This is a genomic window from Jannaschia sp. S6380, assembly GCF_023015695.1.
Lineage (GTDB): Bacteria > Pseudomonadota > Alphaproteobacteria > Rhodobacterales > Rhodobacteraceae > Jannaschia.
Genome location: NZ_JALKAS010000002.1, coordinates 485086 through 498520, shown reverse-complemented (window position 1 = coordinate 498520; position 13435 = coordinate 485086). Strand labels below are relative to the sequence as shown.

13 protein-coding genes are annotated in these 13435 nt (G+C 68.4%); 8 read left to right on the top strand and 5 right to left on the bottom strand.

Features of this window, described 5'->3' with window-relative positions:
• The first annotated feature begins 54 nt into the window (after positions 1-54).
• The 4 genes from MWU52_RS15460 (at position 55) to ptsP (ending at position 5320) form a co-directional block, all read left to right on the top strand.
• Positions 55-1539, top strand: a complete 1485-nt coding sequence (locus MWU52_RS15460) for an FAD-binding oxidoreductase (RefSeq protein ID WP_246953833.1) — start codon at positions 55-57, stop codon at positions 1537-1539.
• On the top strand, positions 1536-1961 hold the full coding sequence (locus MWU52_RS15455; RefSeq protein WP_246953831.1) for a hypothetical protein: 426 nt from the start codon (positions 1536-1538) through the stop codon (positions 1959-1961). Before MWU52_RS15460 ends, MWU52_RS15455 begins: the two co-directional genes overlap by 4 nt.
• Positions 1958-3013 carry a hypothetical protein gene (locus MWU52_RS15450; protein ID WP_246953829.1) on the top strand — a complete coding sequence of 352 codons (1056 nt, stop codon included), beginning with the start codon at positions 1958-1960 and terminating at the stop codon, positions 3011-3013. Before MWU52_RS15455 ends, MWU52_RS15450 begins: the two co-directional genes overlap by 4 nt.
• A 69-nt stretch (positions 3014-3082) precedes the next feature.
• Positions 3083-5320, top strand: coding sequence for a phosphoenolpyruvate--protein phosphotransferase (ptsP, locus tag MWU52_RS15445; protein WP_246953827.1), 2238 nt, complete (start codon positions 3083-3085; stop codon positions 5318-5320).
• On the opposite strand, the gene MWU52_RS15440 is transcribed toward ptsP, so the two are convergent.
• From MWU52_RS15440 to MWU52_RS15425, 4 genes are all read right to left on the bottom strand, one after another.
• Positions 5317-6084 carry an FCD domain-containing protein gene (locus MWU52_RS15440; RefSeq protein ID WP_246953825.1) on the bottom strand — a complete coding sequence of 256 codons (768 nt, stop codon included), beginning with the start codon at positions 6082-6084 and terminating at the stop codon, positions 5317-5319. The genes ptsP and MWU52_RS15440 overlap by 4 nt on opposite strands.
• Positions 6085-6226: 142 nt before the next feature.
• Positions 6227-6874 (bottom strand): OmpA family protein, encoded by a 648-nt coding sequence (locus MWU52_RS15435; RefSeq protein WP_246953823.1) that lies wholly within the window; start codon positions 6872-6874, stop codon positions 6227-6229.
• 151 nt (positions 6875-7025) lie between these two features.
• Positions 7026-7841 (bottom strand): bifunctional helix-turn-helix domain-containing protein/methylated-DNA--[protein]-cysteine S-methyltransferase, encoded by an 816-nt coding sequence (locus tag MWU52_RS15430; protein ID WP_246954625.1) that lies wholly within the window; start codon positions 7839-7841, stop codon positions 7026-7028.
• Between the two features lie 136 nt (positions 7842-7977).
• The gene (locus tag MWU52_RS15425) at positions 7978-9093 is read right to left on the bottom strand and encodes a Hint domain-containing protein (protein WP_246953821.1); all 1116 of its coding nucleotides are present in this window, start codon (positions 9091-9093) and stop codon (positions 7978-7980) included.
• Positions 9094-9230: 137 nt separating this feature from the next.
• Between MWU52_RS15425 and nth the strand changes: the two genes are divergently transcribed.
• From nth to MWU52_RS15405, 4 genes are all read left to right on the top strand, one after another.
• A complete protein-coding gene (nth, locus tag MWU52_RS15420) occupies positions 9231-9881 on the top strand; it encodes an endonuclease III (protein WP_246953819.1) in 651 nt (216 codons plus the stop codon).
• A gap of 58 nt (positions 9882-9939) precedes the next feature.
• Positions 9940-10926: an adenosine kinase gene (locus tag MWU52_RS15415; RefSeq protein WP_246953817.1), complete on the top strand. Its 987-nt coding sequence runs from the start codon at positions 9940-9942 to the stop codon at positions 10924-10926.
• A gap of 85 nt (positions 10927-11011) precedes the next feature.
• Positions 11012-11992: a D-erythronate dehydrogenase gene (gene denD, locus MWU52_RS15410; protein ID WP_246953815.1), complete on the top strand. Its 981-nt coding sequence runs from the start codon at positions 11012-11014 to the stop codon at positions 11990-11992.
• A gap of 128 nt (positions 11993-12120) precedes the next feature.
• The gene (locus tag MWU52_RS15405; protein ID WP_246953813.1) at positions 12121-13212 is read left to right on the top strand and encodes a histidine kinase dimerization/phosphoacceptor domain -containing protein; all 1092 of its coding nucleotides are present in this window, start codon (positions 12121-12123) and stop codon (positions 13210-13212) included.
• Between the two features lie 3 nt (positions 13213-13215).
• Here MWU52_RS15405 and MWU52_RS15400 read toward each other — a convergent pair whose 3' ends face one another.
• Positions 13216-13410 (bottom strand): SlyX family protein, encoded by a 195-nt coding sequence (locus MWU52_RS15400; protein ID WP_246953811.1) that lies wholly within the window; start codon positions 13408-13410, stop codon positions 13216-13218.
• Positions 13411-13435: the final 25 nt, after the last annotated feature.

The window sequence follows — 13435 nt, the reverse complement described above, 5'->3', positions numbered from 1 at the left end:
CCGGGGCCACGCCCGCCCGGCATGATGCCACCGAGGCCGGAGTGGAGGACGACGATGGGCAGGATCACGCGGCGCGCGGCGCTGCTGGGAACGGGTGCCGTGATCGGTGCTGTCGCTGCACATGCCTGGTCGCCGGCGCTGCCGGACGCGACGGCCCTGACCCGTCTGCCGGAAGCCACGCCGGAGGGCATGCTGAACGACGCCTCGCTGCTGCAAGCCACGCCGATACATCGCCACAGGGTGACGGACGCGACGGGGGATGCTTTCGTCGACCTGATCCGTGCCGAGATGAACGAGGCGCGCGCAGCCGGACGGCCCGTCTGCGTCTCGGCGGCGCGGCATTCGATGGGTGGGCAGTCCATCCCGCGGTACGGCCACGCGATCACTGCCGACAACGGCGCGCTGGAGTTGGACCGGGACGCAGGCACCTACCGCGTCCATTCCGGGGCGCGCTGGGCCCAAGTGATCGCGGCGCTGGATGCGGAAGGGTTCAGCCCGAAGATCATGCAGTCGAACCACGACTTCGGCGTTGCCGCCTGTTTCTGCGTCAACGCGCATGGCTGGCCCGCGCCGTTCGGGCCGATGGGATCGTCGGTGCGGTCGCTGCGGCTGGTCCTGCCGTCGGGCGATCTGGTAACGGCCTCGCGGGATGAGAACGCCGATCTGTTCGCCATGAGCATGGGCGGCTACGGCCTGACCGGTGCGATCGTCGACCTGGAGGTGGAGGCGGTGCCGAACGCGCGCCTCGTCCCCCGCTTCGACGAAATGCCGGCCGGGGACTTCGCCACCGCCTTCCGCGCGGCGCTGGACGGGGGCGATGTGCCGATGGCCTATGGCCGGCTCAACGTGGCGCGGGACGGGTTCTTCGACCGCGCCCTTCTGATCACCTATCGCGCGACCGAGGATCAGGCCGACCTGCCGCCCGCCGCCGGGTCGGGCGCGGTATCGAAGTTGGCGCGGCACCTATACCGCGCGCAACTGGGGCGAGAGCGGATGAAGGCGCTGCGCTGGTGGCTGGAGGCGGATGTCGGCCCCCGCGTGGCCGGGGGCGAGACGACGCGGAACAGCCTCGTCAACGAACCCGTCGTCACGCTGGACGATCGCGATCCGACGCGCACCGACATCCTGCACGAATATTTCGTACCCTTCGAAAGCTGGGATGCCTATCTGGACCTATGCCGCAACGTGATCCCCGGCAGCTTCCAGGAGTTCCTGAACGTCACGTTGCGCTTCGTCGACACCGACGCCGAAAGCTGGCTCAGCTATGCCGCCACGCCCCGCATCGCCACCGTCATGTCCTTCAGCCAGGAGATGTCGGCCCGCGCCGAAGCGGACATGGCGCGGATGACGCGCGAGCTGATCGACGGGATCCTCGCCATCGGGGGCAGCTACTACCTGCCTTACCGTCCGCACGCGACGCCGGACCAGTTCGCCCGCGCCTATCCCCGTGCGGCGGACTTCGCGGCGGCCAAGCGGGCGATGGATCCGGACCTGATCTTCCGCAACAACCTGTGGGACCGATACGTGGGAACGCTATGACCCTCCAACGCAAGCTCGCCTGGGCCTATGCCGCCATCCTGCTGGCCGTGGCCTCGATCAACTACCTGCCGGTGCCGGGCCTCGTGGATGCGGAGGGGCTGGCCTTCGGCATCTTCGCGCTCGATCCGTTCGACGACGCGCTGCACGTGATCTCGGCGCTCTGGGCCGGCTGGGCCGCCTGGCGGTCGCACAAGGCGGCCGAGTTCTTTCTGATCGCGTTCGGGTTCCTGTACCTGATGGACGGGGCGCTGGGGATGCTGACGGGCTGGGGCTATCTGGATCTCGCCATCTGCTTCAACGCGTCGCTTGGGGCGGATTTCGGCCTGTTCCGCTGGCTTGCGAATCTGCCGCACATGATCCTGGGGGGCGTGGCGCTGGCGACGGGCCTGGCGTCACTGCGACAGCGGCCCGCCATCGCATGAAATTTCTGCTGCGTCTGGCCCGGCGGCTGCTCGTCGTGCTTCTGGTCGTCGTGCTGACCCTGCTGGCGCCCTCGGCCTATGTCGAGCTGGCCTGCCGGGGCGAGGCGGTGCCGCAATCCGCCTCGATCCTGCCGCCCGAGCATCGGCGCGCCGAAGCGCGAACGCTTCTGACTTATCCCGAATGGCACATCGTGCACGCCTATGACGACTACGCCCGGGTTATCGCGGATGGTGACCCGCATGATTACGGCTTCTTCTCCGCGATCGGCGGGTTCTGGTCATCCTTCTGCGCCCTGTCCGAACGCGCCGATGCGTTTGGGGCCGAGGATGGCGGCAGCCGGCAGACCGTGCATGTCATCGGTATCAGCTTCACGGCCGAGATGCTGATGAAAGCCCTCTACGAGGAGACGCTGGGCCGGATGGCCGCCACGACGACCGAAGCGCGCCGCCCGATCGAGGAGGCGGATGCGACGCAGATGGCCGAGTACGCAACCTTCCTGCAGCAGGTGCCGTGGTACGAAAGGGATTTCGGCGCCACTGTCGCTGCGCTCGACGCCGCCCTCGGGCCCGATCCGACCCTGCGCGACCGCGAGCGGCGGCTGGCGCTGGGCCTCGAATACGGGGTCAAGGCGCGCTACGCCCGGGTGATCGAGGCCGCGGTGGCCGGTGTCGGCGGGGATGCGCCGACGCTGCGATTGATCCTGCACGGCATCACGCGGACGAAGGCCCTGGAATGGGACGGCGTACGGGTGCTGGAGATGCGGGAGGAGGGGCTGGTCCTCGAGACGCCCCGCTACCGCGAACTGACCGATATTCTGGCCGGACTGGCCTTTCAGGGTGCCGATTTCGTCGAGATCGCGGGCAACGACGACATCCTGTTCACAACGATCTCGCGCGTCCCGGCGGAAGGACCGGGCATCATCACCAGCCTTCCGCGACAGGGAAGGGGCGATTTTCGCAACCTCCACCTCGTCTTCGTGCCCGATCTGGCGTCGCATCTGCGCGATCTGGCCGAAAACCGCCTCACGCTCGAGCATATCCACGACTACTGACGCGACGGACCCTCCCCTTCGGCGCCCGGGGGCCATATAGGGGTTGGGACGAGGGAGGCGGATCGACCGATGGCAGCGCCGAAGGACAGCGACAGCCGCAAGCTGCTGCGACGGCTTCAGGCCGTCATGGCCGAAGCCGGCGCGGGGCAGGAACGCCTGGACCGCATCGTGGCGCTCGTCGCCTCGTCGATGTCGACCGAGGTCTGCTCGATCTATCTGCATCGCGACGAGCAGACGCTGGAGCTTTGCGCGACCGAGGGGCTGAACCCTGCTTCCGTCCATGTCACCCGGATGCGTGTGGGCGAGGGTCTGGTCGGCCGCGTCGCACGCAGGCGCGCGCCCCTGAACACCGCCGACGCGCCCGCCACCAAGGGCTTCCGCTACATGCCCGAGACCGGCGAGGAGGTGTATTCCAGCTTCCTCGGCGTGCCGATCCAGCGCCTGGGCGAGCGGCTGGGCGTGCTGGTCGTGCAATCGAAGGATGCCCGCGAATTCACCGAGGACGAGGTCTACGCCCTGGAAGTCGTGGCCATGGTCCTGGCCGAAATGACCGAACTGGGCGCATTCACCGGCGAGGGCGAGGCGCTGAAGCCGCGCCATGCCCAGCAGGTCCTGTTCCGTGGCGTGACCGGCCAGGAAGGCGCCTGCGACGGGGTCGTCCACCTGCACGATCCAAGGGTCGTCATTTCGAACCCGATCTCGGACGACCCGGAAACCGAGCTGACGCGCCTGCGAGAGGCCGTGGACAAGCTGCGCCTCTCGGTCGATCGCATGCTGACGCAGGCGCATGGCGACCGCGCGCAGGAGGAGGTGATCGAGGCCTTCCGCATGTTCGCCTATTCACGGTCCTGGCTGCGGCGGATGGAGGACGACATCGACGCGGGCCTGACGGCCGAAGCCGCCGTGGAGAAGGAGCAGACCGCCGCCCGCGCGCGCATGGCCGGGGCCGATCCGTATCTGCGCGACCGGCTGGCCGACCTGGACGACCTGTCGAATCGCCTGCTGCGCATGCTGACGGGTCAGGGGCGCGACCGGGGCAACCTGCCGGACAACGCGGTTCTGGTCGCGCGCAATATCGGGCCGGGCGAGTTGCTGGACTACGGGCGCAAGCTCAAGGGCGTCGTGCTGGAGGACGGCGCCGTCGGCAGCCACGCGGCGATCGTCGCGCGCGCCTGGGCGATTCCGTTGGTGATCCAGGCGCGGGGCATCACCACCGAGGCCCTCTCGGGCGACCGGATCCTGGTGGATGGCGATCAGGGTGTGGTGCATCTGCGCCCCGACGAGATGGTGCGCAACGCCTTCGGCGAGAAGCTGGCGATGGCAGCCGAAGCCCAGACCCGCTATGCCACGATCCGCGACCGCGACTGCGTGACGATGGACGGCTGCCGGATCGAGCTGATGATGAATGCCGGCCTGATCGCCGATCTGCCCTCGCTGCCCAATTCCGGGGCCGAGGGGGTGGGGCTGTTCCGGACCGAATTGCAGTTCCTGACCCGGAACAAGGTGCCCCGCCGGGCCGAGCTGGCGTCGCTCTATGCCCGCGTGATCGACGCCGCGCATGGCAAGCCGGTAATCTTCCGCACGCTGGATATCGGGTCCGACAAGGTCCTGCCCTACATGAAGGCCACCGAGGAGCCGAACCCGGCGCTGGGCTGGCGCGCGATCCGGGTCGGGCTGGACAAGACCGGCGTCATGCGGATGCAGCTGCAGGCGCTTTTGCGGGCGGCGAACGGACGGCCCCTGAACGTCATGTTTCCCTTCATCGCGCAGATGGAGGAGTTCCTGGAGGCGCGCGCCCATCTGACGCGTGAGGTCCACCGCGAAACGTCCCTCGGCCATGTCCTGCCCGAAACCCTGCGTGTGGGCGCGATGCTGGAGACGCCGAGCCTCGCCTTCGCGCCCCGCCGCTTCTTCGAGGAGGCGGATTTCATCTCCGTCGGCGGCAACGACCTGAAGCAGTTCTTCTTCGCCGCCGACCGCGAGAACGAGCGCGTGCGCCGGCGCTATGATACGTTGAACGTCAGCTTTCTGACCCTGATCGAGCAGATCGTCGCCCGCTGCGAGGAGGCCGGAACGCCAGTGTCCTTCTGCGGCGAGGATGCCGGCCGCCCGGTCGAGGCGCTGTGCTTCGCTGCCATGGGCCTGCGCTGCCTGTCGATGCGCCCGGCCTCGATCGGTCCGGTCAAGCACATGCTCTTGAAGGCCGACCTGTCCGAAGTGCGCGACGTCATCAACCGGGCCCGGGTGTCCGGCGAACAGACGGTGCGGCCCGCCGTCATGGACTACCTGCGCACGCGCTCGGGCTAGCGCCCCACTTCCTGTTGCAGGCGCAGGCGCGCGACGTCCTCGTGGCGGTCGGCCTCGCGCTGTTCGGCAAGGCTGGCGCGGACATAGTTCAGATGCGCCTCGATCGCCCCGCGCGCGGCCTCCGGATCGCGGGCCTGCAACCCGTCATTGATCGCCCGGTGCTGATCCAGCAGCATGTCGCGCGTGGTGCGGCGCCGGAACATGACGGAGCGATTGTAGAACACGCCCTCTCGCAGCAGATCCATCATCGAGCGCATCATGTGCAGCATGATGACATTGTGGCTCGCCTCGACGATGGCCATGTGGAAATCCGCGTCCAGCGCCGCCTCCTCCGACGGGTCGCGCTTGGAATGGGCCCCCTCCATCTTGCGGAAGATCGTGTCGACCAACTCGAGATCGGTGTCGGAGCCATGCGTGGCAGCCCGCGCCGCGGCCAGCCCCTCCATGTCGCGCCGAAAGGCGATGTAGTCGAAGAGCGCGTCCTCGTGACTGGCGAAAAGGCGGGTCAGGGCGGGCGAGAACGCGTTGCCCAGCACGTCGGCCACGAAGACGCCCGCGCCGGCCCGACTGCTGAGCAGGCCGCGATCCTGCAATTCCGCCACCGCCTCGCGCAGCGACGGACGCGACACGCCCAGCCGCTCGGACAGTTCGCGTTCCGCCGGCAGGCGATCGCCGGGGCGCAGAATGCCACGCAGGATCAGCTGCTCGATCTGGCGAACGACGGCTGCGGCGAGCTTCTCGGCGGTGACGGGCTGGAACGGCATGGCGGATCCCCGGAATTGGTCAAAACCTATGACCACCGCCCCCGAAATCCAACGACCGATTGCGATGCCGCGGAATCCAGACGTGAATACGCCCGCCGGATCGCACGATCCGACGGGCGTGGTCTCGGGGCCGACAGTAGGATCAGACCGGCGTGATGACGATCTCGACTCGGCGGTTCTGCTGCTTGCCCGCGGCGGTGTTGTTGGTCGCCACGGGCTGGCTCTCGCCGCGGCCGATGGGCACCACGCGCGAACCGCTCACGCCCTGCTCCAGCAGGACGCCGGCCACCGCACGGGCACGGCGTTCGGACAGATCCTGGTTGTAGGCAGCCGAGCCGTCGCTGTCGGTATGGCCAATCACCTGGACCGTGGTGTTGGGATACTGCTGCAGGTTGCCGGCCAGCGCACGAATGTCGCTTTGCAGGTCGGGGCGCAGGTTGGCGCTGTCGGTGGCGAACAGGATGTCCTGCGGCATCGTCACGATCAGCTCGGACCCGGTGTTGGTGATGGTGATACGGTCGTCGCCCAGCTGCGCCCGCAGATCGGCCGCCTGACGGTCGAGGCGCGAGCCGATCGCCCCGCCGACGAGGCCGCCGACCACGGCGCCCGCGGCGATTTCGTCGGCGCGACTGCCATCTCCGGCGATCGCGCCGGCGGCGGCGCCGATGCCGGCCCCGATCAGGGCACCGTTGCGCGTGCGGTTCGGCTCGCCGGTGGTGGCGTCGACGCAGCCGGCCAGCACCAGGCTTCCGGCGACGGCGATAAGGGCGGGTGTTTTCACAAGGGTCATCTCAGGCTTTCCAGATTGGGTCGCGGTTGTGCGGCACGACAACGCATGTCCGCCCGGACTGTTCCACCCCGGTGGCGCATCGACGGTCGGATGCGCGGGGCTCCGCCGCAGATGGGCGCCAACCCACGCGATAGGCAATAGCAGCCCCGTGTCACGCGGTGGCGGCCTCCCGTTCGGCGCGGCTCGATTCCCAGGCCAGCAGGGCGCGCTTGACCGGAAGGCCCCAATGGTATCCGCCCAGGCCCCCCGACTTGCGTAGGGCACGGTGGCACGGGATCAGCCAGCTGACCGGGTTCCGGCCGACCGCGGTGCCCACGGCGCGCACCGCCCGCGGATGGCCCACGGCGCCCGCGATCTCGGAATAGGTGGTGACGTGGCCAGACGGGATCCGCATCAGCGCCTCCCAGACCTTGATCTGGAACGGGGCGCCGATCAGGTGAAGCCGCGCTTCGCCGCGCAGGTCGCCCAACGCCCGGGCCAACGGTGCGATAGCCGCGCGATCCTCGACCAACTCGGCGCCGGGCCATCGCCCGGACATGTCGGCCAGGGCAGCATCGCGCCCGGTCTCGGCGGCGAAGGCCAGGCCGCAGATGCCCCGATCGGTCGCCATCACCAGCATGTCGCCGAACGGTCCGTCGAACCACCCGTAGCGAATGACGAGGCCGTCCCCGCCGCGCGCGTATTCGCCCGGCGACATCGCCTCCCACCGCAGGAACAGGTCATGGAGCCGCCCCGTGCCCGACAAGCCGGTGTCGATCGCGGTGTCCATGAGGGTGAACCGGTCGCGCAACAGGGCCTTGGCATGGCCCAGGGCCAGGTATTGCTGGAACCGTTTCGGACTGACACCGGCCCAGGCCGAGAAGATGCGTTGGAAATGCGCGGGGCTCAGGTTCATCTCGGCCGCCAGGTCATCGAGCGACATCGGCGTATCGGCCCGCGCGTCGACCAGATCGATGGCCCGGCGCATCAGGGCGTAGTGATAGGCCCCGGCATTCGGCGCGTCGGGCGAGGCGGGCACGGGCGGGATGGGCAGGATCTCGGACATGGAACCTCCGGTCGTGAGGGAGCGGTGACTTTGCCGACCATAGCCCCGCTTCGCCCGATCACGCGACCCGGAACATGCGGCTTTCCACTGCCGGCCGCTCCGTCCGCATCGCCCGCGCATCGCGCCAGGCGGCAACTTCCCTCGACCGCAGGCATGGGCGGGCGGCGGTCATTCGACCTCCGCGGGCGATCGATGCCACCTGCCGTCGAAGGGATGTGGGAAGGGCAGCCAGCGCCTGTGGCGCGAGCAGAAGGCTCTCGACCCAGTGACCGGCCGCCGACACGACTTCGTGCTGGTCGAACAGGACATGATAGTACGTCACATCCCCCCGGACCGGAACACGCGCGCCCAGGAACTTCGCGGCGGCGAAGGCTTCGGTCAGGCCGAACAGCAGCGGCAGTTCCGGGCCCGTCAGGAGGACACGGTGGTTGCCTGACAGCAGCAGCGGCCGATCCCGTCCGGACGATGCGTCTCCGCCGGCATCGAGCCGCACCGGCGCCAGATCCGGCCGGTTCGCGATCTCGGCAGCGGAGACGCCACAGCGACCGATCCAGCGGACGGGCCGTGGCCCGTGATCGCGCGTCACGATCAGATCGCTACACGACAGCGCCTCCACCGCGACCGGCCCTCTCGGCGTAAGCAGCGGCGTACCTTCGACGAAACACGGAACGCTGCGACTTTCGTATTCGGCGTAACGCATTCGACCGGTGTCCGACCGCTCATCACCCTCATCCTCATCCTCATCGTCATCGTCATCGTCATCGTCGTCGTCGTCATCGCCGGGACCATGAACATTGCCGCCATCGACGATGGAGTACTTCGTACCGGGCACGAGCGGCTCCGATGTCACATAACCGACGGCCTTTCCCCCGATTTCGATCCTGTCGATCTCGATCCGGGTGCCATCCGGCGCCCGAAGCACGCCGTAATATTCGACGTAGATGCGGCCGGCCGTCGTTTCGCCGTCGCTTGCGGTGACGGTCCCGGTCTGGTTGCCATCCTCGCCCCGCTCATCGGCCCTGTAATCCCCGTCGAAATACGCATCGTCGTCGGTCACGTCGATACGGACACGGTCCTGCGTGTGATCGTAATCGGACGAGAACGAGACCTTTCCGGTTCTCGAATCGTAGGACAGAACGGACGGATCGTATCCCTGGAACGTGTATGTGGGCATCAGGCTCTCCTGCAGTCGCGAGATGCGTCTGGCAGCCGTTCCCTGCAGGTCTCTTAATGCCGGCCTCCGAAAATGCCGCGCATTTGAAACATCCCCCGCCCTTGCCCCCCGATCCCGGTCCGGTCAGAAGGACCGCCATGAACCGCGCCCTGCCCTATGCGACCCAGGTCGAGATCTTCCGACGTTTCCACGCGGCCGAGCCCGAACCGAAGGGTGAACTGGAGCATCTGAACGCCTATACGCTGGTCGTGGCGGTGGCCCTTTCGGCGCAGGCGACCGATGCTGGCGTCAACCGCGCCACGCGCAACCTCTTCGCCGTGGCCGACACGCCGCAGAAGATGCTGGATCTGGGCGAGGACGGGCTGACGGAACATATCCGCACAATCGGCCTCTACCGTCAGAAGGCGAAGAACGTCATCAAGTTGAGCCGGATCCTGGTCGAGGAGCACGGGGGCGAGGTCCCGAACTCCCGTGCGGCCCTGCAGGCGCTGCCCGGCGTGGGGCGCAAGACGGCCAATGTCGTGCTGAACATGTGGTGGGGGCATCCGGCGCAGGCGGTCGACACCCATATCTTCCGGGTGGGCAACCGCACCCGCATCGCCCCCGGCAAGGATGTCGACGCCGTCGAACGCGCGATCGAGGACAACGTCCCCGCCGACTACCAGCGCCACGCCCATCACTGGCTGATCCTGCACGGCCGCTACACCTGCGTGGCGCGCAAGCCGAAATGCCCGGCCTGCCTGATCCGAGACCTCTGCCCCTACGAGGACAAGACCGAACCGGCATGACCTCCATTCTCCGTTCCTTCAGGTGTCCTGGGGCGCCGCGACCGCAAAGGACCATTCCATGACCAAAAAATACGACGTGATCGGGATCGGCAACGCCGTCGTCGACGTGATCTCGCATGCCGATGACGACTTCCTCGCACAGATGGGGATCGAAAAGGGCATCATGCAGCTGATCGAGCGTGAACGGGCCGAGCTGCTCTATGCCGCCATGGGCGATCGCACGCAGGCGCCGGGCGGCTCGGTCGCAAACAGCCTCGCGGGGATCGGCGCGCTCGGACTGTCGACGGCCTTCATCGGCAAGGTGAAGGACGACGCGCTGGGCCGGTTCTACGCGGATGCGATGCGCGCGTCGGGCACCGCCTTTCCGAACGACCCGATGCCGGTGGAGCTTCCGACGACGCGGTCGATGATCTTCGTCTCGCCCGACGGCGAGCGGTCGATGAACACCTATCTGGGCGCGGGCGCCGACATCTCGTCGCGCGACGTGCCGGACGTCTTCGCGGGCGGGGGGCTCCTGTTCCTGGAAGGCTACCTCTTCGACAAGGATGACGGAAAGACCGCCTTTGCCGAGGCCGCCGCGAAGATGAAGGCCGCGGGGGGGCAAAGCGCCATCACCATCTCTGACCCGTTCTGCGCCGAACGCCACCGCGACGACTTCAAGCGCCTGATCGCCGAGGACGTGGACATCGCCATCGGCAATGCCGCCGAATGGACGACGCTCTACGAGACCGACGACCTCGACCGCGCCATCGGCATGGCGTCGGAGGCCTGCGGCATCGTCGCCTGCACCCGCTCGGGCGAGGACGTCTGGGTCCGATCCGGCGCCGAGTGGGTGTCCGCCCCGGTCACGCCGGTCAAGGTGGTCGATGCGACCGGCGCCGGCGACCAGTTCGCGGCCGGGTTCCTCTACGGCCTCGCCACCGGCCGGGACCTGGACGTCGCCGCGCGCATGGGCGTCGTCTGCGCGCGCGAGGTCATCGGTCATATCGGCCCGCGCCCCGAGGTGGACGTGGCCGATCTGTTCCGCGCGGAAGGGCTGCTCTGACCCGGCCGCGGGGCTGACACGACCGGGGCTGGCGGCCGGGGACGCGGTCGCCTAGCCTCGGGCGCAATCTACGGGAGGACGCGCGATGCACATTCTCATCACCGGCGCGGCCGGCATGATCGGCCGCAAGCTGACCGACGCGCTGGTCGCAAGGGGCCGGCTGCGCGATCGCGAGATCACCGGCATGACGCTGGTCGATGTCGATACCCCCGTCCTGCCCGATGGCGTGCCGGGCGCCGCGCTCGCCGCCGACCTGTCCGACCCGGCCGCGGCACCCGCCCTGATCGAGGCGCGGCCGGACGTGATCTTCCACCTGGCCGCCATCGTCTCGGGCGAGGCGGAAGCCGACACCGCCAAGGGCTATGCCGTCAACCTGCACGGGACCATTGGCCTCTGCGACGCCATCGCCGCCCAGGCGGACTATTGCCCGCGCCTGGTCTTCACCTCGTCGATCGCGGTCTTCGGCACGCCCCTGCCCGACGTCATCCCGGACGACCAGCCGCCCATCCCGCTGACCAGCTACGGCACGCAGAAACGCATGGGCGAGCTTTTGATCGACGATCTGTCGCGCAAGGGCCGGCTCGACGGCGTGTCCCTGCGCCTGCCCACGATCTGCATCCGGCCCGGCAAGCCCAACGCAGCGGCCTCGGGCTTCTATTCGTCGATCCTGCGTGAGCCGCTGATTGGGCAGGAGGCGGTGCTGCCGGTTGCCGACACGACGCGCCACTGGTTCGCGAGCCCGCGCGCCGCGGTTGGGTTCCTGATCCACGCCGCCGAGATGGACACCGCCCCCATGGGCCAGGAACGGGCTCTGAACCTGCCGGGGGTGGACGCCACCGTCGCCGACGAGATCGCGGCCCTGGAACGCGTCGCCGGGCCGGAGGCCACCGCGCTGATCCGGCGGGAGCCCGACGCCACGATCGCGGGCATCGTGGCGGGATGGCCCAAGGGATTCGACCCCGTCCGCGCCCGCGAACTGGGCTTTGAGGCGGAGCCGGACATGGACACCATCATCCGCGCCCATGTCGAGGACGAGTTGAACGGCCGAATTCCCGTCGCCGATTGACAGCGGCCGCATCAAGGGAGTTGTGCAAATCTTTTCCGTAAGATAATTGAGACATCGACCCGCCGACGTGTTACCCGCACCCGCGTTCCGGCGACATCATCTGTGATTACCGAGAGGGCCCGACCCGGATGACCGTCGCTGCTGCGCACCCCCGACAGGCCGAACGCCTGCGCGCCCTGCGCGCCTACGAGATCCTGGACACCCCGCGCGAGAGCGATTTCGACGACATCGTCGCGCTGACCTCCGAAATCTGCGAGGCGCCTATTTCGGTGGTCAACCTGATCGACGCCGAGCGGCAGTGGTTCAAGGCCGAGGTCGGGCTGGGCGTCCGCGAGACGCCGTTGGCGACCTCCCTGTGCAGCCATGTCATCCTGGAGCAGGATTTCACCGAGATCCCGGACACCCTGGCCGACCCCCGCATGGCCGATAACGAGCTGTGTCTGGCGCCGCCGGGCGAGGGCCTGCGCTTCTATGCGGGTGCCCTGCTGCGCGCGCCCGAGAACGGGCTGCCGCTTGGAACGCTCTGCGTCCTCGACGTCCGGCCGCGCACCCTGACCCCGCTGCAGCGGAACGCAATACAGGTGCTGGCTCGCCAGGTCATGACGCAGTTGGAGCTGCGCCGCGCCTTGGCCCGGGCCCAGCATCTGCGGCAGGAGGCGGACCACCGCGTCAAGAACTCGCTGCAGTCGATCTCGGCACTGACCCGGATCCAGGGGATGCGCGCCGACCCCGAAACCAAGGCGGCGCTGGCCGCGGTGAACAACCGGATCGACGCCGTGGCCACCGTCCACGCGATGCTTGACGACCGAAACGAAAACGGGCGGATCGACCTGGGGGATTTCTTGGAACGCCTCGTCGCATTGCTGGCCGAGATCGCACCCGCGGGCGTCACCATTCGCACCGAGATGGCGCCGGTGACCGTTTCGTCGGCCGAGGCGGTGGCCGTCGGTACGATGGTGAACGAACTGGCCGCGAACGCCTTCAAGCATGCGTTCGGCGATGGCGGCGGCACCGTGACCGTAGTCTGCGCGCGTGAAGACGACCATGTCCGCATCACATGCGCCGATGACGGGCAAGGCCGCACGCAAGGTGGCGACGGGCCCGGATTGGGCACATCGATCCTGCGCATGGTGGAACTGCAACTCGACGCGCAGCTGACCTACGACAATTCCACCGCCGGCACGCGGGTGACGCTCAGCTTCCGGCCCAATCCCGGCTGAACCCTACCAATGCGGCGGGCGTTCGTCGCCCAGCGGCACAGACCCGCCGGCCTGCAGCTCGGCCTCGGCGGCCCGCGACATCAGCATCTGGACCCTGCGCTCCAGCGTGGCGATCTCGCCCGCCTGACGGGCCACGACGTCGGACAGATCCTCGACCTGCCGCGTCAGGTGGGCGATGCGTTCCTCCAGTTCGGTCATGCGATCCCTCTCCGGGTTGTGCGCG